General features: G+C 72.4%; 19 protein-coding genes and 1 pseudogene. 14 read left to right on the top strand and 6 right to left on the bottom strand.

The genetic code is table 11. The annotated features are described in order from the left end of the window. Window positions 1-16 precede the first annotated feature (16 nt). The gene (locus ACWDYJ_RS11095; RefSeq protein ID WP_451565218.1) at window positions 17-1,354 is read left to right on the top strand and encodes a transcriptional regulator; all 1,338 of its coding nucleotides are present in this window, start codon (window positions 17-19) and stop codon (window positions 1,352-1,354) included. 61 nt (window positions 1,355-1,415) lie between these two features. Next, on the top strand, window positions 1,416-1,943 hold the full coding sequence (locus ACWDYJ_RS11090) for an NUDIX hydrolase (RefSeq protein WP_451565231.1): 528 nt from the start codon (window positions 1,416-1,418) through the stop codon (window positions 1,941-1,943). A gap of 9 nt (window positions 1,944-1,952) precedes the next feature. On the opposite strand, the gene ACWDYJ_RS11085 is transcribed toward ACWDYJ_RS11090, so the two are convergent. Then, complete coding sequence (locus tag ACWDYJ_RS11085) at window positions 1,953-2,855, bottom strand: 3-hydroxybutyryl-CoA dehydrogenase (RefSeq protein WP_451565217.1); 903 nt, start codon at window positions 2,853-2,855, stop codon at window positions 1,953-1,955. A gap of 153 nt (window positions 2,856-3,008) precedes the next feature. Here ACWDYJ_RS11085 and ACWDYJ_RS11080 point away from each other — a divergent pair, with 153 nt between their 5' ends. Continuing rightward, entirely contained in the window at window positions 3,009-4,277 is a 1,269-nt protein-coding gene (locus tag ACWDYJ_RS11080; protein ID WP_451565216.1) for a glycoside hydrolase family 10 protein, read from the top strand. 15 nt (window positions 4,278-4,292) lie between these two features. On the opposite strand, the gene ACWDYJ_RS11075 is transcribed toward ACWDYJ_RS11080, so the two are convergent. Together ACWDYJ_RS11075 and ACWDYJ_RS11070 are read right to left on the bottom strand one after the other, a co-directional pair. Next, window positions 4,293-4,490, bottom strand: coding sequence for a DUF1918 domain-containing protein (locus tag ACWDYJ_RS11075; protein ID WP_451565215.1), 198 nt, complete (start codon window positions 4,488-4,490; stop codon window positions 4,293-4,295). Window positions 4,491-4,560: 70 nt separating this feature from the next. Next, entirely contained in the window at window positions 4,561-5,508 is a 948-nt protein-coding gene (locus ACWDYJ_RS11070; protein ID WP_451565214.1) for a DMT family transporter, read from the bottom strand. Here ACWDYJ_RS11070 and ACWDYJ_RS11065 point away from each other — a divergent pair. The 4 genes and pseudogenes from ACWDYJ_RS11065 (at window position 5,507) to ACWDYJ_RS11050 (ending at window position 9,584) form a co-directional block, all read left to right on the top strand. Continuing rightward, window positions 5,507-6,964 (top strand): aminotransferase-like domain-containing protein, encoded by a 1,458-nt coding sequence (locus ACWDYJ_RS11065; protein ID WP_451565213.1) that lies wholly within the window; start codon window positions 5,507-5,509, stop codon window positions 6,962-6,964. The two genes, ACWDYJ_RS11070 and ACWDYJ_RS11065, sit on opposite strands and share 2 nt — an antisense overlap. Before the next feature lie 53 nt (window positions 6,965-7,017). Then, complete coding sequence (locus ACWDYJ_RS11060) at window positions 7,018-7,593, top strand: histidine phosphatase family protein (RefSeq protein WP_451565212.1); 576 nt, start codon at window positions 7,018-7,020, stop codon at window positions 7,591-7,593. 435 nt (window positions 7,594-8,028) lie between these two features. Next, window positions 8,029-8,514: pseudogene (locus tag ACWDYJ_RS11055) on the top strand (N-acetyltransferase); the annotation flags it as partial. Window positions 8,515-8,735: 221 nt separating this feature from the next. Beyond that, entirely contained in the window at window positions 8,736-9,584 is an 849-nt protein-coding gene (locus tag ACWDYJ_RS11050; protein ID WP_451565211.1) for an MBL fold metallo-hydrolase, read from the top strand. Window positions 9,585-9,617: 33 nt separating this feature from the next. Here the strand turns inward: ACWDYJ_RS11050 and ACWDYJ_RS11045 are convergent, their stop codons facing one another. Beyond that, entirely contained in the window at window positions 9,618-10,049 is a 432-nt protein-coding gene (locus ACWDYJ_RS11045) for a VOC family protein (RefSeq protein WP_451565210.1), read from the bottom strand. A 206-nt stretch (window positions 10,050-10,255) separates the two neighbouring features. Here ACWDYJ_RS11045 and argC point away from each other — a divergent pair, with 206 nt between their 5' ends. From argC to ACWDYJ_RS11020, 5 genes are read left to right on the top strand one after another with little or no spacing between them, the layout of a single operon-like run. Then, window positions 10,256-11,284 (top strand): N-acetyl-gamma-glutamyl-phosphate reductase, encoded by a 1,029-nt coding sequence (argC, locus tag ACWDYJ_RS11040; protein ID WP_451565209.1) that lies wholly within the window; start codon window positions 10,256-10,258, stop codon window positions 11,282-11,284. Further along, window positions 11,281-12,438, top strand: a complete 1,158-nt coding sequence (gene argJ, locus ACWDYJ_RS11035; protein WP_451565208.1) for a bifunctional glutamate N-acetyltransferase/amino-acid acetyltransferase ArgJ — start codon at window positions 11,281-11,283, stop codon at window positions 12,436-12,438. Before argC ends, argJ begins: the two co-directional genes overlap by 4 nt. Beyond that, a complete protein-coding gene (argB, locus tag ACWDYJ_RS11030) occupies window positions 12,435-13,343 on the top strand; it encodes an acetylglutamate kinase (RefSeq protein ID WP_451565207.1) in 909 nt (302 codons plus the stop codon). Before argJ ends, argB begins: the two co-directional genes overlap by 4 nt. Further along, window positions 13,340-14,560 (top strand): acetylornithine transaminase, encoded by a 1,221-nt coding sequence (locus tag ACWDYJ_RS11025; protein WP_451565206.1) that lies wholly within the window; start codon window positions 13,340-13,342, stop codon window positions 14,558-14,560. The genes argB and ACWDYJ_RS11025 overlap by 4 nt, the downstream gene beginning before the upstream one ends. 7 nt (window positions 14,561-14,567) lie before the next feature. Beyond that, window positions 14,568-15,104, top strand: a complete 537-nt coding sequence (locus ACWDYJ_RS11020) for an arginine repressor (RefSeq protein ID WP_355411762.1) — start codon at window positions 14,568-14,570, stop codon at window positions 15,102-15,104. Between the two features lie 7 nt (window positions 15,105-15,111). Here ACWDYJ_RS11020 and ACWDYJ_RS11015 read toward each other — a convergent pair whose 3' ends face one another. Next, the gene (locus tag ACWDYJ_RS11015; RefSeq protein WP_451565230.1) at window positions 15,112-15,792 is read right to left on the bottom strand and encodes a L,D-transpeptidase family protein; all 681 of its coding nucleotides are present in this window, start codon (window positions 15,790-15,792) and stop codon (window positions 15,112-15,114) included. Window positions 15,793-15,813: 21 nt separating this feature from the next. Further along, window positions 15,814-16,395, bottom strand: a complete 582-nt coding sequence (locus tag ACWDYJ_RS11010) for a pyridoxamine 5'-phosphate oxidase family protein (RefSeq protein WP_451565205.1) — start codon at window positions 16,393-16,395, stop codon at window positions 15,814-15,816. A gap of 594 nt (window positions 16,396-16,989) precedes the next feature. Here ACWDYJ_RS11010 and ACWDYJ_RS11005 point away from each other — a divergent pair. Further along, window positions 16,990-18,183 carry an argininosuccinate synthase gene (locus ACWDYJ_RS11005; protein ID WP_451565204.1) on the top strand — a complete coding sequence of 398 codons (1,194 nt, stop codon included), beginning with the start codon at window positions 16,990-16,992 and terminating at the stop codon, window positions 18,181-18,183. 165 nt (window positions 18,184-18,348) lie between these two features. Further along, complete coding sequence (gene argH / locus ACWDYJ_RS11000; protein ID WP_451565203.1) at window positions 18,349-19,776, top strand: argininosuccinate lyase; 1,428 nt, start codon at window positions 18,349-18,351, stop codon at window positions 19,774-19,776. Window positions 19,777-19,826 lie beyond the last annotated feature (50 nt).

The raw sequence follows: 19,826 nt of genomic DNA, 5'->3' as shown, positions 1-19,826 counted from the left end.
GCCCTTGGAGGGGCACATGCAGCCCAACGACCTGCTCGACGCCCTCCTCACCGAGGCGGGCATGTCCCACGCCGGGCTCGCCGCGCACGTCAATCAAGCGGGCCGGACCCGTGGACTCGCGCTGCGCTACGAGCACACGGCGGTCTCCCGCTGGCTGAAGGGGCAGCGCCCGCGCGGCCAGGTGCCGGACCTGATCTGCGAGGTCCTGGGAGGACGGCTGCACCGGCCCGTCGGGCTCGACGACATCGGGTTCGGGATCCCCGGCCAGCCGGGGCCGCACACGACCCGGCTCAGCGGCTTCGTCGACCGGGCCACCGCCCTGTGGCGTTCCGACGAGCTGGGCCGGCCCGCGCAGTTCACCGCCGAGGCGGTCACCGGCACCCCGGCCGTGATCCCGGTGTGGGAGTGGGAGAACCCGCCCGAGGACGCCGACGTCTCCCGCGAGGGCCCGCACCGCGTCGGACCCGAGCACATCGAGATCCTGCGGGCCGCCCGCGCCCACTACGAGCTGATGTACCGGCGGGCCGGCGGGATGGCCACCCGGGCCCGCATCGTGCGCTTCCTCGGCACGGAGACCGCGCCGATGCTGCGCGGGAGTTACCCCGACCAGCTCGGCCGGCTGCTGCACCGGGCCACCGGATCGCTGGTCGCGGTCGCGGGGATCTGCGCGTACGACTCCGACGCCCACGGGCTGGCCCAGCGGTACTTCCACCAGGCGCTGCGGCTCGCGAAGGCCAGCGGGGACCGGGGACTCGGGGCGTACGTGATCGCCCTGCTGGTCAACCAGTCGCTGCACCTGCGGGAGTACCGCCAGGCCGTCGCCTTCGCCGAGGCCGCGCTGCGGGCCGCCGGGCGGCACACCACCCCGGCGCTGGCCGCCGACCTCTACGCGATGCAGGCCAAGGCGTACGCCCAACTCGGCGACACCGCCGCGGCGTTGTCCTGCATCCGGCGCGCCGAGGCGGCCGCCGAGCGGATCCGGCCCGGCACGGAGCCGGACGAGACCGGCTACGTGGAGCCCGGGCTGGTCAACGTACAGGTGGCCGAGGCGCTGCTCAGCCTCGGGGAACTGGACGCCGCGCACGAGCAGGCCGCCGAGGCGGTGGGGACTCCGGCGCACGACCGGGGCCGGGTGCACCGGCTGGCGATGCTGTGCGAGATCCAGTTGCGCCAGGGGGAGGCCGACCGGGCCGTGGCGGCCGCGGCCGAAATGGCCGAGCGGGCCAAGGGGATGGAGTCGCAGCGGCTTCGCGACCGGCTGCGGGCGGTCCGCGAACAGCTGTTGACCAGCGGTTGCGCGGACGCCGAGGAGACCGCGCAGCTCATCGACGGGGCGCTGCGCGTTCCCCTGTGACGGCTTGAACTGCTGCCATGTTGCCACCTACGGATCGGAAGGTGGCAGAACCGTGCAGTGGATGAACCTGAGTGAGCAGACCGTGTACAAGAACCGCTGGTTCGACGTGAACCTCGCCGATGTGGAACTCCCCGACGGCCGGCACCTGGACCACTTCGTCATCCGGCTGCGGCCGGTCGCCGTCGCCACGGCCGTCAACGCGGCCAACGAGGTGCTCCTGCTGTGGCGGCACCGGTTCATCACCGACAGCTGGGGCTGGGAGCTGCCCGCCGGGGTGGTCGAGGACGGCGAGTCCGTCGAGTCGGCGGCCGCGCGGGAGATGGAGGAGGAGTCGGGCTGGCGGCCCGGCCCGCTCCACCACCTGATGACCGTGGAGCCCTCCAACGGGCTGACGGACGCCCGCCACCACCTCTACTGGGCGGACGGGGCCACGTACATCGGCGACCCGGAGGACGCCTTCGAGTCCTCACGCCGGGAATGGGTCCCGCTGAAACTCGTACCCGACATGATCGCGCGCGGGGAGATCCCGGCCGCCAACATGGCGGCCGGGCTGCTCCTGCTGCACCACCTGCGGCTCGGCCGGCCGTAGGGCCGGGACTCAGGCGTACGGGTAGAAGCCCGAGCCCGTCTTGCGGCCCAGGCGGCCCGCGTCGACCATCCGCTGGAGCAGCGGGGGAGCGGCGTACAGCGGCTCCTTGAACTCGGCATACATGCTGTCGGCCACCGAGGCCACGGTGTCCAGGCCGATCAGGTCCGCCAGCTTCAGCGGGCCCATCGGGTGGGCGCAGCCCAGCTCCATGCCGTTGTCGATGTCCTCGCGGCTCGCGATGCCCGACTCGAACATCCGGATCGCGGACAGCAGGTACGGGATGAGCAGCGCGTTGACCACGAAGCCGGAACGGTCCTGGGCGCGGATCGCGTGCTTGCCCAGCACGTCCCGCACCAGGGCCTCGGCCCGCTTGACCGTCTCGTCGCCCGTGGTCAGCGCCGGGATCAGCTCGACGAGCTGCTGCACCGGGGCCGGGTTGAAGAAGTGGATGCCGATGACCTGGTCGGGCCGCGAGGTCGCGACGGCCAGCTTGACCAGCGGAATCGAGGAGGTGTTGGAGGCGAGGATCGCGTCCGGGCGGGTGATCACCTGGTCGAGGACCTGGAAGATCTCCGTCTTGACCTGCTCGTTCTCGACGACCGCCTCGATGACGAGGTCACGGTCGGCGAACTCGCCGAGGTCGGTGGTGAAGCTGAGGCGGGCCAGGGTGGCGTCCCGCTCCTCCTCGCTGATCTTGCCGCGTTCGGCGGCCTTGGTCAGGGAATTGTGCAGGCGGGTGCGCCCGATCTCCAGGGCCTCGCCGGTGGTCTCGGCGACCTTCACCTCAAGACCGCTGCGGGCACACACCTCGGCGATGCCCGCGCCCATCTGGCCGCAGCCCACCACGCCGACGCGTGCGATGTCGGTCGGGAGGGTAGAGAGGTCCGTCACATCGTGCCTTTCGCTGCTCATCCATCGCGGGTCCCCCGTATCGGCAGTGGTAACTGCATTCCGGCGCCCGCCACGCCCCCCGACGTTACCCCCGACCTTCAGCCGCGTGGCGGGCCGGGGCAGGCATGCTGAGCGCACACATTGCAATGTCACGCTATGAAATGGAGGCATCACATGGTGTACATCGGACGGCGCAGTCTGCTGGGGGGCGCTGCGGGGGCGCTGGCCTCGGCGGCCGTGGGCACGGCGGCTTCGGCGGCGGCTTCGGCGACGGGTTCGGCGGCGGCGGGGGCGGGTGGTGCGCGGGGCGCGGTGACGGCCGCCGAGTTCCGGGGGATGTGGATCGCGTCCGTACACAACGTCGACTGGCCCTCCAGGACCGGTCTGTCCGCCGGAAAGCAGCGCGACGAACTGCTCGGGCTCCTCGACACCGCCGTCGAGCGCCGACTGAACGCCGTGATCCTCCAGGTCCGGCCGACGGCCGACGCGATGTGGCCCGGCGCGCGGGAGCCCTGGTCGCAGTGGCTGACCGGGCAGCAGGGCCGCGATCCGGGCTGGGACCCGCTGGGTACGGCGGTCACCGAGGCGCACGCCCGGGGCCTGGAGCTGCACGCCTGGTTCAACCCGTACCGGGTGGCCAACCACGACGACCCGGGACGCCTGGCCCCCTCGCACCCGGCCCGCCTCAATCCCGGCTGGCTCGTCCGCTACGGCGGCAAGCTGTACTACAACCCCGGCCTCCCGAAGGTGCGGGCCTTCGTCCAGGAGGTGGTGCTCGACGCCGTCGCCCGCTACCCGGTCGACGGGGTGCACTGGGACGACTACTTCTACCCGTACCCGGTGAGCGGGCAGTACTTCGACGACGACGAGGCCTACGAGCTGTACGGAGGCTCGTTCGCCTCCCGCGCCGACTGGCGCCGCCACAACACCGACACCCTCGTCCGCGAGATGTCGGGCCGGCTGCGGGCGCGGCACCCGGCGGTGCGGTTCGGGATCAGCCCGTTCGCGGTCTGGCGCAACGACGATGTCGACCCGCTCGGCTCCCGCACGCGGGCGGGCGTGGCGACGTACGACGACCTCTACGCGGACACCCGCAAGTGGGTCACCGAGCGCTGGATCGACTACGTCGTGCCGCAGGCGTACTGGCACATCGGACACCCGAGCGCCGACTACGCCAAGATCGTGCCGTGGTGGGCGCGGACGGTCGCGGGCACGGGTGTGGACCTCTACATGGGGGAGGGGCTGTACCGCTGCGATCCGAAGAGTCCCACCCCCGCCTGGCGTGATCCGGCGGAGCTGTCGCGGCACGTGCGGCTGGCCCGGGGTCATGCCGAGGTCCGCGGCCACAGCTACTTCTCGGCGAAGCAGGTGGTCGCGGATCCCACGGGAGCGATGGCCAGGGTCGTCGCCGACCACTACCCGACGGCGGCGCCGCCGCGCTGAATCGGCCGGGGCCCGTCAGTGGGCGGCTTCGTCCGGGTGCTTGATCGTGCAGTCCGGTCCGGGAGCCATGAGCGCTTCATGTCCGTCCTGGAAGCGGACCCGGTAGGGCGGGGTCCCGTTCTCGCCCAGCACCTGGGTGATCTCGCCCACCTTGTCGGCCTTCCCGACGACATTGCCGTGCTGCACCAGCTGGTCGCCTTCGGTCGCACGCATGGTGACCTCCTCATGGCGGTCTGATCTGTTCCGATCCGATCCGGTGTTAGCAGTTTAGGGCGAATCGGGGCTATTTGACCCGCTGGGTCACGGTGATGCAGATCAGCACCGCGCAAGCGGCCACCGGTGTGGCCGGGGAGAGCTGCTCGCCGAGCAGCGCCACCGACCAGACCAGGGTCAGCAGCGGCTGGGCCAGTTGGAGCTGGCTGGCCCGGGGTGCGCCGATCGCCGCCATGCCCCGGTACCAGACGTACAGGCCGAGGAAGGTGGAGCCGGCCGCCGCCCAGAGCAGCCCGGCCAGCCCGTGGCCGGTGAGGTGCACCGGCTCGTACGCGAGCCCGAGCGCGGAGCCGGCCAGGCTGAGCGGCAGGCACAGCACCAGCGCCCAGCCGATCACCTGCCAGCCGGGCAGGAGCCGCGCGAGCCGTCCGCCCTCGGTGTATCCGGCCGCGCACACCAGCAGCGCCCCGAAGAGGTAGGCGTCCCCGCCCGACAGGGAGCCGCCGCTCTGGGCGAGCGTGAAGCCGAGCACGACGGCGGCCCCGGCGACGGCCGCGACCCAGAACCGGCGTGGGGGACGGGCGCCGGTGCGCAGGGCGGAGAGGGCGGCCGTGGTGAGCGGCAGCAGGCCGACCACGACGGCGGCGTGCGAGGTGGTGGAGGTCTGGAGCGCGAGCGTGGTGAGCAGCGGGAAGCCGACGACCACCCCGGCGGCGACGACAGCGAGCCCCGCCCAGTGCTCGCGCGCGGGCAGCGGCACCCGGCCGGCGAGCAGGAAGCCACCCGCGATGACGGCGGCCAGCACGCTGCGCAGGGCGACGAGCGACCAGGGGCCGAAGCTCTCCAGGCCCCAGGCGGTGGCGGGGAAGGTCAGCGAGAAGGCGACGACGCCGAGCGCGGCGAGGGCCGTACCGGTGCGTGCGCTGGTGCCGAAGGCGGATCCGGTGTCGCCTGCGATGGTGGCGTCGGCTCCAACCGCTATCGCAGTCCGGTGAGTAGCGCTATTCTGTGCTGTCATGTATGAGCGTAGCAGCATGGCGGAACTGGCAGAATCCCTGAGGTCGGAAGTCGACCGCTACCCGGTAGATGGAAAGCTGCCCTCCAGCCGGGCCCTCGTGGAGCGCTACCGCGTCAGCCCCGTCACGGTCTCGCGGGCCCTGGCCCAGCTCGCCGCCGAAGGCCTCGTCGTCACCCGTCCCGGCGCCGGGGTGTTCCGCGCCCGCCCGCGTACGGCGGAGCCCGCGCCCGGGGACACCTCCTGGCAGGAGGTCGCGCTCAGCGCCGACGGGGCCGGGGAGATCGTCCCGCGTTCCGTGGACGCCTCCGGCGTGCTGATCTCACTGACCGCGCCGCCGCCCGGCGTCATCGAGCTCAACAGCGGCTACCTGCACCCGTCCCTCCAGCCCGAGCGGGCCATGGCCGCGGCCCTGGCCCGCGCCGGCCGCCGGCCCGGAGCCTGGGGGCGGCCTCCCGTGGAGGGACTGCCCGAACTGCGCGACTGGTTCGCCCGGGAGATCGGCGGCGCCGTCGCGGCCGCCGACGTACTGGTCACCGCGGGCGGACAGAGCGCCCTGACCACCGCCCTGCGGGCGCTGGCCCCGCCCGGCGCGCCGATCCTGGTGGAATCGCCCACCTACCCCGGGCTGCTGGCCATCGCCCGAGCCTCCGGCTGCCGGCCCGTCCCCGTCCCGGTGGACGCCGACGGCGTCCGGCCGGAGCTGCTGGCCGCCGCCTTCGAAGCGACGGGCGCGCGGGTCTTCGTATGCCAGCCGCTGTTCCAGAACCCGACCGGCGCCGTGCTGTGCGCCGCGCGGCGGACCGAGGTGCTGCGGATCGCGCGCGCCGCCGGAGCCTTCGTCGTGGAGGACGACTACGCCCGGGCGCTGGCCCACGAGGACGCCGGGCCGCTGCCCGCCACGCTGGCGGCCGAGGACACGGACGGCGTGGTCGTACACGTCCGCTCCCTGACCAAGGTCACGTCGCCGAGCCTGCGGGTCGGGGCGCTCGCCGCCCGCGGCCCGGTGCTGGACCGGCTGCGCGCCATCCAGGTCGTCGACAGCTTCTTCGTACCCCGGCCGCTCCAGGAAGCCGCCCTCGAACTCGTCGGCGCGCCCGCCTGGCCGCGCCACCTGCGGGCCGTCTCCGCCGAACTGCGCCACCGGCGCGACGTGCTCGCAGGAGCCCTGCGGCGGGAACTGCCGGACGCCGAACTGCCGCATCTGCCCGCCGGGGGCTACCAGTTGTGGGTGCGCCCCGGCGGGAGCGGCGACGACGCGGCCTTCGCGGCGGCGGCCCTGCGCGCCGGGGTCGCGGTCGCGCCCGGCCGCCCGTACTTCTGCGCCGAGCCGCCGGCTGCGTACGTCCGGCTCAGCTTCGCCGGGGTTTCGGGCCCCGGGGAACTGGTGGAGGCCGTCCAGCGCCTGCGCGGCGGGCTTCCGCGCGCTGTGCCGGGCGCGGACCGCGCGGACGCCTGAACCGCCGCGTCCGGACGCTTGACCCCGCGCGGCCTGCGGCTCACCATCGCCGCATGCATGTTCGGGTCTCGCTCGTCGCCGCAGCCCGTGGTTCCTCGCTGCTCGCCGAGCGCTTCGACGAAGACCGCCCGCTCGACGGGGCCGGGTGGCGCGCGGTGGAGTCCGCCGCGCGCGGGCTGCTGCCGCTGGGCGCCGCCGAACTCCGCTACTGCTCCCCCACCCCGCGCAGCCGGGCCACGGGGGAGGCCCTCGGGTACGCCCCGCTCGCCCAGCCCGCACTGCGCGGCTGCGACATGGGCCGCTGGCGGGGGCTGACCCTGGCCGAGGTGACCGCCCGTGAGCCTGGGGCGGTGGAACTCTGGCTCGCCGATCCGCGGGCCGCCCCGCACGGCGGGGAATCCCTGCTGGCCTTCATCTCCCGCGTCGGCGGCTGGCTCGACACCCGGCCCGCCGACGACGGCGGCGCGATCGTGGCGGTGGCGGAGCCCACGGTGGTCCGCGCCGCCCTGGTCTACGCCCTGAAGGCGCCCCCGATGACGTACTGGAACGTGGACGTCCGCCCGCTGTCCACGCTCACCCTGACGGGCTGGTCCGGCGCCTGGCACCTCTCCCTCCAGGCCCCGGCGTAGCGGGCGCCGTCGCCGAAATCCCGGTTGAGGCCGACCCCTCGGCTGGCTGCTCTACCGTTCCTAGGGGAATTGGCCGGTGTTGGCCGATTCCCCGTATTCCAGACGTTTCGGTCTGGTGCCCCGCGAACGGTCTTCGGGGGCGCGGGGGCCGGGATCGAGCTTGGCGTACTCGCGTCTTCTCCGCTGGCTGCGGTGCGCGGCATCCTCACGGGTCCGGTGGTCCCTGCCTGCCGTGGCCATTGGCTCCAGCCCGCCGGGTAGCTCTCTCGGTGCGATCTCTCTGGACGCACCCAGTCACACCAAGGCGATAGCGGCCGGAACCCGGAACCACGATCGAAGCCGACCCTAGCCCACCTTCCCGGCAATCCACGTCACCCACACGAGCGAACCAGTGGCCGACGACGGCCTACAACCGAATCAACAGAGATCTTCATGTGGGCCTCCTCCGACCTGCGGCGCGGGATCCGGCCCGACACGGTCAGCGCCATCGAGGTCAGCATCGCCACCGACCGGCAGGGCGAGGGACTGTCCGGCCGGATGCTGGCCGCGATGCGCGAGAGCGTCCGCGCCGCCGGCTTCACGGAGCTCGTGGCCCCGGTCAGGCCGAGCGGGAAGCCGGCCGAGCCCGACACTCCCATCGAGGAGTACGCGTACCGCGTCCGCGAGGACGGTCTCCCGTACGACCCGTGGCTACGGGTCCACGCGCGCGCGGGGGCGGTCATCGACTCGGTGGCCCCGCTGTCGATGACCATCAGCGGCTCGCTGGAGGAGTGGCGGGAGTGGACCGGACTGCCCTTCGACGCGTCGGGGCCGGTACGGGTGCCCGGGGCGCTGACACCGGTCCGGTGCGAACTGGAGCAGGGCTACGCGGTGTACGTCGAGCCGAACGTGTGGGTGCGCCATTCGCTCAGCGCGTTGTAGCGGCGCCGCCGGTGGGGCTGCCACGGGGGCGATCCGCCGCTTGACGCGTTCGGGTTGAACGCGTTCAGGCGTTGTGAGCGTGCCCGGGTTCATGTGGCGGCGCTGACCTCGCCGAGGCGGCAGCCGGCGTGCGCGCGGTTCGCGGCGAAGGGACGATGAGAGGGGAGAATCCTCCCGGAGGCCGCGATCGATCTCATCCAGGGGGCCATCGGAGCTGCGCCATGACCAACCAGAGGATCGGCCGCGACATCACCGTCCTCGGGGACGCCCTCGAAGTCCCCGGACTCGGTTTCCTGCCGGTCAACGCGTTCGTTCTGCACGCCCGGGAGCCGGTCGTCGTGGACACCGGCCTGGGGCTGCCCGACCGGGACTTCCTGCGGACGCTCGGCTCCGCGATCGACCCGGCGGACGTCCGGTGGATCTGGCTGACCCACCCCGACCGGGATCACACCGGAGGCCTGTTCGCCCTGCTGGAGGCGGCCCCGCGGGCCAGGGTGGTCACCACGTTCATCGGCGCCGGCATCATGTCCACCGAGCGGCCGCTGCCCCTGGACCGGGTCTTCCTGCTCAACCCCGGTCAGACCCTCGACGTCGGCGACCGCTCTCTCACCGCCTTCCGGCCGCCGCTCTTCGACAACCCGGCGACCGTCGGCTTCTACGACGACCGCTCGCAGGCCGTCTTCAGCTCCGACTGCTTCGGCGCGCCCATGGCGAGCGAGGAGCTCGCGGCGGGCGGCGACGCGGGCGCGGTCGACGCCGAGCAGCTGAGGGCGGGGCAACTGCTGTGGGCGGCGGTGGACAGCCCGTGGGTGCACAACACGGACCGCGACAAGTACCTCGCCACCGTCGAGCCGCTGCGGGTGATGGACGCGCAGTTCGTGTTCTCAACCCACCTGCCGCCGGCCACCGGGATCGCCGCCCGCATGATCGAGACGGTGAGCGCCGCACCGGACGCCGACCCGTTCATCGGCCCGGACCAGCAGGCCCTGGAGCAGATGCTCGCGGGCTTCGAACCGGCCGGCCCGGCGACCCCGGCACCCGAGGGCGCCGTACCCGTCACGCCGACCTGAGGCCGTGGGGCCGGGGCCGCGGGCGCCGTCCCGTCAGCGTTCCGACAGCTCCGACGGGGCCTCCTGGACCACCCAGCCGTTGCCGTCCGGGTCCTCGAAGGACATGAACGAGTTCCAGGTGTCGCCCTTGCCGTCCTCCCAGCCCGTCGCGCCGACGTGGCGCACCGGGGAGACGTCCACGCCCCGGCTCACCAGCTCCTCCCGGGCCGCCTCGATGTCGGTGACACAGATCTGGAGACCCTGCAGCGTGCCGGGAGCCATCGCCTTCGTCCCGGGCGCCGGGGGCATCCCCTCCAGCATCGCGACCGAACACCGCGAGCCGGGCGGGGTCATCTGGATGATGCGCACGCCGGGGGCGACCTCGTCATCGAGGTCGACCTTGAAGCCGACCTTGTCGGCGTAGAACTCCTTCGCCCGATCCATGTCGCTGACGGGCACCGGGACGACTTCGAGCGTCCAGTTCATGAAAACTCTCCTCGGATCGTGCGGCAGGGCGCCATCACGGTCCCCCATGAAGGAGCCCCACGCACGCCGAAACGCCAGTTCGGTCCGCGTCGGTGAAGGCCGGGGCGCGGGGGCGAGTGCGGTACTGCCTGCCCGGCCACCGGCGAAAAGGCCTTTGCATAAAACTGCAGAGTTACGTATAGTCATGCCATCGAGGAGGAGGTCCCATGGTGGTACGTGTAGCGGTGGCCGGAGCGAGCGGGTACGCGGGCGGAGAAGTGCTGCGCCTGTTGCTCTCGCACCCCGAGGTGGAGATCGGCGCGCTGACCGGGAACTCCAACGCCGGACAGCCTCTCGGCGCGCTCCAGCCGCACCTCGTGCCGCTGGCCGGGCGGACCCTGGAGGCCACCACGCCCGAGGTCCTGGCCGGGCACGAGGTCGTCTTCCTGGCGCTGCCGCACGGCCAGTCCGCCGCCGTCGCCGCGCAGCTCGGCGAGGACGTGCTCGTCGTCGACATGGGCGCCGACCACCGGCTGAAGGACTCCGCCGACTGGGACGCGTTCTACGGCGCCCCGCACGCCGGGACCTGGCCGTACGGCCTTCCCGAGCTGCCCGGCGCCCGCGCCGCCCTGGAGGGCACCAAGCGCATCGCCGTCCCCGGGTGCTTCCCGACCGCCGTCTCGCTCGCGCTCTTCCCCGCCTACCAGGCGCAGCTCGCCGAGCCGGAGGCCGTGATCGTCGCCGCCACCGGCACCTCGGGCGCGGGCAAGGCGCTCAAGCCGCACCTGCTCGGCTCCGAGGTGATGGGCTCCGTGAGTCCGTACGGTGTCGGCGGCGGGCACCGGCACACCCCCGAGATGGTGCAGAACCTGTCCCCGCTCGCGGGCCGCCAGGTCTCCGTCTCCTTCACCCCGACCCTGGTGCCGATGCCCCGCGGCATCCTGGCCACCTGCTCGGCCAAGGCCCTCCCGGGCGCCACCGCCGAGTCGGTCCGCGCCGCCTACGAGAAGGCGTACGCCGACGAGCCGTTCGTCCACCTCCTCCCCGAGGGGCAGTGGCCGTCCACCCAGTCCGTCTACGGCTCCAACGGCGTCCATGTCCAGGTGGCGTACGACGAGGCCGCGCAGCGGATCATCGCCATCAGCGCCATCGACAACCTGACGAAGGGCACCGCCGGCGGCGCGGTGCAGAGCATGAACATCGCCCTCGGGCTCCCCGAGGGCCTGGGTCTTTCCACGATCGGAGTGGCACCGTGAGCGTCACGGCAGCACAGGGATTCACGGCGGCGGGCATCGCCGCCGGGATCAAGGCAAACGGCAACCCCGACCTGGCCCTCGTGGTCAACAACGGGCCGCGTCTGGCCGCCGCGGGCGTCTTCACCTCCAACCGTGTCAAGGCCGCGCCGGTGCTCTGGTCCGAGCAGGTCCTGCGGGGCGCCGCCGTCAGCGCCGTCGTCCTCAACTCGGGCGGCGCCAACGCCTGCACCGGCCCCAAGGGCTTCCAGGACACCCACGCCACCGCGGAGAAGGTGGCCGAGGCCCTGGGCGGCGAGCACAACGCCGGGGAGATCGCGGTCGCGTCCACCGGCCTGATCGGCGTCCTGCTCCCCATGGACAAGCTGCTGCCCGGCATCGACACCGCCGTGGCCGCCCTGTCCGCCGACGGCGGCGAGGCGGCCGCCATCGCCATCAAGACCACCGACACCGTGCACAAGACGGCCACGGTTTCCCGCGACGGCTGGACGGTGGGCGGTATGGCCAAGGGCGCGGGCATGCTCGCTCCGGGCCTGGCCACCATGCTCGTCGTCCTCACCACGGACGCCGACGTGGACAGCGCCACCCTCGACAAGGCGCTGCGCGACGCGACCCGCACCACCTTCGACCGGGTCGACTCCGACGGCTGCATGTCGACCAACGACACGGTGCTGCTGCTCGCCTCCGGCGCGTCCGGCCAGGTGCCGGCGTACGGGGAGTTCGCGGAGGCCGTACGGACGGTCTGCGACGACCTCGCCCGCCAGCTCATCGGCGACGCCGAGGGCGCGAGCAAGGACATCCGCATCGAGGTCGTCGGCGCGGCGAGCGAGGACGACGCGGTCGAGGTCGGCCGGTCCATCGCCCGCAACAACCTGCTCAAGTGCGCCATCCACGGCGAGGACCCCAACTGGGGCCGGGTGCTCTCCGCCATCGGCACCACCAAGGCCGCCTTCGACCCGGACCGGCTGAACGTGGCCATCAACGGCGTCTGGGTGTGCAAGAACGGTTCCGTCGGCGAGGACCGCGACCTGGTCTCGATGAAGGACCGCGAGGTCCGCATCACCGCCGACCTGGCCACCGGCAGTCAGTCGGCCGTCATCTGGGCCAACGACCTGACGGCCGAGTACGTCCACGAGAACAGCGCGTACAGCTCATGAGTACCGCCAGGAAGCACACCGCGCTGCCCAAGGCCGAGATCCTCATCGAGGCCCTGCCCTGGCTCACCCGGCACAACGGCAAGATCGTCGTCATCAAGTTCGGCGGCAACGCCATGATCGACGAGGACCTGAAGGCGGCCTTCGCCCAGGACGTGGTCTTCCTGCGGCAGGCCGGCCTGCGGCCCGTCGTGGTGCACGGCGGAGGCCCGCAGATCAACGCCCAGCTCGACAAGCAGGGCCTGGTCAGTGAGTTCAAGGCCGGCCTGCGCGTCACCACGCCGGAGGCGATGGACGTCGTACGGATGGTCCTGGCGGGTCAGGTCCAGCGCGAGCTGGTCGGGCTGCTCAACCAGCACGGGCCGCTCGCCGTCGGCATGACCGGCGAGGACGCCCACACCATCACCGCGGTCAAGCACAGCCCGGAGATCGACGGCGAGCTCGTCGACATCGGGCGGGTCGGCGAGATCACCGCGATCGACACCGGCGCGATCGAGGCGCTGCTGGCGGACGGCCGGATCCCGGTCATCTCCTCCATCGCGCGCAGCGCCGATGACCACCATGTGTACAACGTCAACGCTGACACTGCAGCAGCGGCGCTCGCCGCCGCACTCGGCGCGGAGACGCTGATGGTCCTCACCGACGTCGAGGGCCTCTACGCGGACTGGCCGAGCAGCGACGAGGTCATCAGCCGGCTCACCGTCAGCGAGCTGGAGAAGCTGCTGCCGGACCTGTCGAGCGGCATGGTGCCCAAGATGGAGGGCTGCCTGCACGCGGTGCGCGGCGGCGTGGGCACCGCCCGGGTGATCGACGGGCGCGTCCAGCACTCGATCCTGCTGGAGATCTTCACCGACGAGGGAATCGGCACGATGGTCGTGCCCGACGAGCGGCAAGGGGGAGCGGCATGACGACGGGGACCGGCGGCAACCAGGAGTACAGCGCCCGCTGGCAGGGTGCGCTGACCGACAACTACGGCACCCCGGCGCTCGCGCTCGTACGCGGCGAAGGCGCCCAAGTGTGGGACGCGGACGGCAAGCGGTACACCGACTTCGTCGGCGGCATCGCGGTCAACGCCCTCGGCCACGCCCACCCGGCGATCGTCGCGGCCGTGACCGGGCAGATCTCCACCCTCGGCCACGTCTCCAACCTCTACGCCTCCGAGCCGGTCCTCGCGCTCGGCGAGCGGCTGCTCCAGCTCTCCGGCCGCGAGGGCCGGGTCTTCTTCTGCAACTCCGGTGCCGAGGCCGTAGAAGCCGCCTTCAAGATCGGCCGGCTGGCCGGGCGGACCCACATGGTCGCCACCACCGGCGGCTTCCACGGCCGCACCATGGGCGCCCTCGCGCTCACCGGCCAGCCGGCGAAGCAGACCCCCTTCCTGCCGCTGCCCGGCGACGTCACGCACGTCCCGTACGGCGACGTGGAGGCCCTGCGGGCCGCCGTCACCGAGGACACCGCGCTCGTCGTCATCGAGCCGATCCAGGGCGAGAACGGCGTCGTCGTGCCCCCCGCCGGGTATCTGACGGCCGCCCGCGAGATCACCCGCGCCACCGGCACGCTGCTGGTCCTCGACGAGGTGCAGACCGGCATCGGGCGCTGCGGCCAGTGGTTCGAGCACCAGGCCCACGAGGGTGTGGAGCCCGATCTGGTCACCCTCGCGAAGGGCCTGGGCGGCGGGCTGCCGATCGGCGCCGTGCTCGCGTTCGGGGCCGCCGCCGAGCTGCTCCGGCCCGGCCAGCACGGCACGACCTTCGGCGGGAACCCGGTCGCCTGCGCCGCCGGCCTCGCCGTGATCGACACCATCGCCGCCGACGGACTGCTCGACCAGGTCAAGGCGCGGGGCGAGCGGCTGCGCTCCGGAATCGAGCACCTGAGCGACGGGAACGGCCATGCGCTCGTCTCCCATGTCCGTGGAGCGGGCCTTCTGCTGGGTATCGTGCTGACCGAGCCGCTCGCAGCCCAGGTGCAGCAGGCGGCTCAGGACGCCGGCTTCCTGGTCAACGCGCCCGCCCCCGACGTCGTACGGCTCATGCCCCCGTACGTACTCTCCGAGGCCGAGGTGGACGCGTTCCTCCAGGCCCTGCCCGGCATCCTCGACGCAGCCCACGGGGACGGATCCGGAGAATGAGACGACGATGAGCCAGGCCCAGGACAACGAGCACGGCGGCCAGGCCGTCCCGCAGACCCGCACCGCCCGCCACCGCCGGATCGTGGACATCCTCAACCGGCAGCCGGTCCGCTCCCAGAGCCAACTGGCCAAGCTGCTCGCCGACGACGGGCTGAGCGTCACCCAGGCGACGCTCAGCCGGGACCTCGACGAGCTGGGCGCGGTGAAGATCCGCAACACCGGCGGCGAGCTGATCTACGCGGTTCCCAGCGAGGGCGGCTTCCGCACCCCGCAGGCGCCGCTCGGCGAGTCCGCGAAGGAGGAGCGCATGCGGCGCCTCTCCGGGGAACTGCTGATCTCGGCGGAGGCCTCCGCGAACCTCGTGGTCCTGCGCACCCCGCCGGGCGCCGCGCAGTTCCTCGCCTCGGCGATCGACCAGGCCGAACTCCAGGAGATCCTCGGCACGATCGCGGGCGACGACACCCTGATGCTGATCAGCCGCGACCCGGCGGGCGGCCAGGCCCTCGCCGACCACCTGCTGCGGCTGGCGCAGAAGGAGAGCTGACCGCCGGTCAGTATCGCGTGACGGCCAGGGCCCCGGACGCGGTGCCGACCGCGATGTGCGGGCGGCGGCGGGGGTCCGCCCAGCGCAGGATCGCCCGCATGGCCCGCTCCGGTACGGACACGCAACCGGCCGTCGCGCCCTCGCCGTTGGCGTGCAGGAAGATCCCGGCGCCCCGGCCGCGTACGGGCCGGTCGTAGTTGAAGCCGATCACCAGCGCGTGCGCGTACGGGGCCTCGTACGTCACGAGGTGTTCGGCCTCGCCCGGCGCGCAGTCGGCGGGCAGCGGCTCGGCCCAGCGGTTGTAGCTGGTCGAGGCGTTGTCCTGGCACCACCACGAATCGCCGGTCACCCGCTGGTAGCGGTAGGCCGTCCCGGCCGGCGCCCGCCGGATTCCGAAGGCGTACGGGAGGTCGTACAGGCCCGTCGGAGTGGTGCTGGTGCCCTGCGTGCGGGTCGCGCCCTCCGTGAGGCCGTTCGCCCCGAAGCGGGCGGGCGCGCTCCCGGCCTCGTACCATCGGCCCGCGCGCCGGTCCCACCACGTCAGCCGGCCCGTCGTGGACCCGGCGGCGGGTGCGACGGCGGTGATGAGCTGGCTGCCGCCGCCGGTGTCGGCGAGGCGGGCGGGCAGCGGGGCTGAGCCGGAGGGGAACGGGCCGGCGAGGATCAGCGCGCCGGTGAGTCCGGACAGTAGAGCGTTACGCAGCACACGTCAGACCGTACGGGCCGGAAGGGGCAACGGCAGCGCAGGCAGGCCGTCGAGGCTCGTCCCGATGAAATCCTTCTTCTCGCAGTACTCCGCGAACTCCTCGTCCGTCTTGCGGCCGAAGTACTCCGCGTGGAGGGTGCGCTCGCCCTGGTACTCCATGGAGGGGACGGCGTATCCGCAGGAATCGGAGATCCGGCGGGCGCGCACCACGATCACGGCACGGGCTGACGGCCCGTCGGCCTCGCCGAACAGCCCGATCAGCCCGGCCCAGCGGGGATCGTCGCGGAACACCACCTCACCCTCACCGTGCACGCGCACGATCTTGGGCGGCCCGGTGAACGCGCACCACATGAGCGTGACCCGGCCGTTCTCCCGCACGTGGGCGATGGTCTCGGCGTGGCTGCCGCCGAAGTCCAGGTAGGCGAGAGTCTGTTCGTCGATGACGACGAGGGTTCCGGCACGGCCCTTGGGGGACAGGTTGACGTGCCCGTCACCGGCGAGGGGGGCGGTCGCGGTGAAGAAGACCGGCTGCTCCTCGATGAAGGTGCGCAGTCGGCCGTCTATGCGTTCGTAGTGTTTTCCCATGATCCGATTGTGACACTGGCCGGAATCGGTCGGGGAATTTCACCCCTTGAGACCCAGCCGGCGAGGATGCCGGCCCCGGACCGTCGTCCCGGCCGGCACCCGCACGAGTCGCGCGTCCGCACGGCGGTCGGCGGGAGCGCGGCGCGTGGGGCCGGGCGCCCCTGGCCACGCTCCGTACGGCTGGCCGCCCTGTCGGGGCAGCGGATCGCGACGAGAGGTTCGGGCCGCGCGTCCGGCGCGCCGAGCGCGGGCTCGCGGGTCCGGCCCCCGGGGTGGCACCGCCGGGCCTCCGCCCGGTCGGTCCGGCCGGGCGCGTACGTACGGGGGCGTACGTACGGGGGCGGATCCGCCCGCACCTCCTCGTCGAAGGCGATCCACGCCCGGCGCGTCCGGCGGGAAGGGCCGCCAGGCCGCGCCTCGGCCCCACCGGCCGACAGGCACCGGGCGCTGTCGCGCCCTGTCGGCCCGTGCCGGTTCCCGCCGCCGCCCCTGATGTTGCCGCAGGCCAGAGGGTCGAACCAGGCCGTGATTGACGAAACATACGGAGTAGTGCATAGTTATGCCTGTCGTTGAATGCACCGTAAGGAGAAACCCGTGACCGAGCGCGTCGTACTCGCCTACTCGGGCGGCCTGGACACCTCCGTCGCCATCGGCTGGATCGCCGAGGAGACGGGCGCCGAGGTCATCGCCGTGGCCGTGGACGTCGGCCAGGGCGGCGAGGACCTGGACGTCATCCGCAAGCGCGCGCTCGCCTGCGGTGCCGTCGAGGCCGAGGTCGCCGACGCCAAGGACGAATTCGCCAACGAGTACTGCCTCCCGGCGATCAAGGCGAACGCCCTCTACATGGACCGGTACCCGCTGGTCTCGGCCCTGTCGCGGCCGACCATCGTCAAGCACCTGGTCGCCGCCGCGAAGAAGCACAACGCCTCGATCGTCGCCCACGGCTGCACCGGCAAGGGCAACGACCAGGTCCGCTTCGAGGCCGGCATCGCCGCCCTCGGCCCCGACCTCAAGTGCATCGCCCCGGTCCGTGACTACGCGATGACCCGGGACAAGGCGATCGCCTTCGCAGAGAAGGCGGACCTCCCGATCGCCACCACCAAGAAGTCCCCGTACTCCATCGACCAGAACGTCTTCGGGCGCGCCGTCGAGACGGGCTTCCTGGAGGACATCTGGAACGCCCCGATCGAGGACATCTACGAGTACACCTCGAACCCGGCCCTCCCGCGTGAGGCCGACGAGGTCGTCATCTCCTTCAAGGAGGGCGTCCCGGTCGCCATCGACGGCAAGCCCGTCACCGTTCTCCAGGCCATCCAGCAGCTCAACGAGCGGGCCGGAGCGCAGGGCATCGGCCGGATCGACATCGTCGAGGACCGCCTCGTGGGCATCAAGTCCCGTGAGGTCTACGAGGCCCCGGGCGCGATCGCGCTGATCACCGCCCACCAGGAGCTGGAGAACGTCACCGTCGAGCGCGAGCTGGCCCGCTACAAGCGGCAGGTCGAGCAGCGCTGGGGCGAGATGGTCTACGACGGCCTGTGGTTCTCCCCGCTGAAGCGGGCGCTGGACGGCTTCATCAACGAGGCCAACCAGCACGTCACCGGTGACATCCGGATGACCCTGCACGGCGGCCGCGCCGTCGTCACCGGCCGGAAGTCGGACGAGTCGCTGTACGACTTCAACCTCGCGACCTACGACTCGGGCGACACCTTCGACCAGTCCAAGGCCCAGGGCTTCATCGAGATCTTCGGTCTCTCCTCGAAGATCGCAGCCCGCCGCGACCTGGCCTGACCGGCCTCGGTCTCGCACACGCAGGAGGACCGCCTCCCCGTTACCTCCGCGGCGGGGTGGGGGTCCCCCCAGGTCCGCAAGGGCCTAGGGGGAGGTTGCACATCCGGGCCTTACAGCAGTGAGCCCTACAGCAGTCCACGTCATGCGCAGTCTTGAGGAGCAGCAGTGAGCAGCAACAACGGAGACGTCCGGCTCTGGGGCGGCCGGTTCGCCGACGGCCCTTCGGAGGCCCTCGCGAAGCTGTCCGCTTCGGTGCACTTCGACTGGCGTCTGGCGCCGTACGACATCGCGGGCTCGCGCGCCCACGCCCGCGCCCTGCACAAGGCGGGCCTGCTCACGGCCGAGGAGCTCGACCGCATGACGGCGGGTCTCGACCAGCTCGCCGCCGACGTGGCCGACGGCTCCCTCGTCGCCACCCTCGCCGACGAGGACGTGCACACCGCCCTGGAGCGGGGCCTGCTGGAGCGGATCGGCGCCGACCTCGGCGGCAAGCTCCGGGCCGGCCGGTCCCGTAACGACCAGGTCGCCACCCTCTTCCGGATGTACCTGCGTGACCACGCGCGGACCATCGGCGCGCTGATCGCCGACCTCCAGGACGCGCTGGTCGGCCTCGCCGAGACGCACGCCGACGTGGCGATGCCGGGCCGGACGCACCTCCAGCACGCGCAGCCGGTGCTCTTCGCCCACCACGTACTGGCCCACGTACAGGCGCTGTCCCGCGACGCGGAGCGGCTGCGGCAGTGGGACACCCGGACCGCGGTCTCCCCGTACGGCTCGGGCGCCCTCGCCGGCTCCTCCCTCGGCCTAGACCCGGAGCAGGTCGCCGCCGACCTCGGCTTCGAGCGCGGCTCGGTCGGCAACTCCATCGACGGCACGGCCTCGCGTGACTTCGTCGCCGAGTTCGCCTTCGTCACCGCGATGATCGGGATCAACCTGTCCCGGATCGCGGAGGAGATCATCCTGTGGAACACGAAGGAGTTCTCCTTCGTCACCCTGCACGACGCCTTCTCCACCGGCTCGTCGATCATGCCGCAGAAGAAGAACCCGGACATCGCGGAGCTGGCGCGCGGCAAGTCGGGCCGCCTCATCGGCAACCTGACCGGCCTGCTGGCGACGCTCAAGGCGCTGCCCCTCGCCTACAACCGGGACCTCCAGGAGGACAAGGAGCCGGTCTTCGACTCCTGCGACACCCTTGAGGTGCTGCTCCCCGCCTTCACGGGCATGATGGCGACCCTCACGATCAACCGGGAGCGGATGGAGGAGCTGGCTCCGGCGGGCTTCTCCCTCGCGACCGACATCGCGGAGTGGCTGGTCAAGCAGGGCGTCCCGTTCCGGGTGGCGCACGAGGTGGCCGGCGAGTGCGTGAAGGTCTGCGAGGCCGAGGGCATCGAGCTCGACCAGCTCACCGACGACCAGTTCGCGAAGATCTCGGAGCACCTGACGCCCGAGGTCCGCACGGTCCTCAACGTCAAGGGCGCCCTGGCCTCCCGCAACGGCCGTGGCGGCACCGCCCCCTCGGCGGTCGCGGTCCAGCTGACCGAGCTCAAGGCCGACCTGGTCATCCAGCACGCCTGGGCGGCCCACAAGAACTGACGTCCCGCAGGGGGCGGTGGAGGCCATGGGCCCCCGCCGCCCCCTTCGGC

This window comes from Streptomyces sp. NPDC003042 (assembly GCF_053591315.1).
This window is presented reverse-complemented; position numbering and strand designations above follow the sequence as displayed.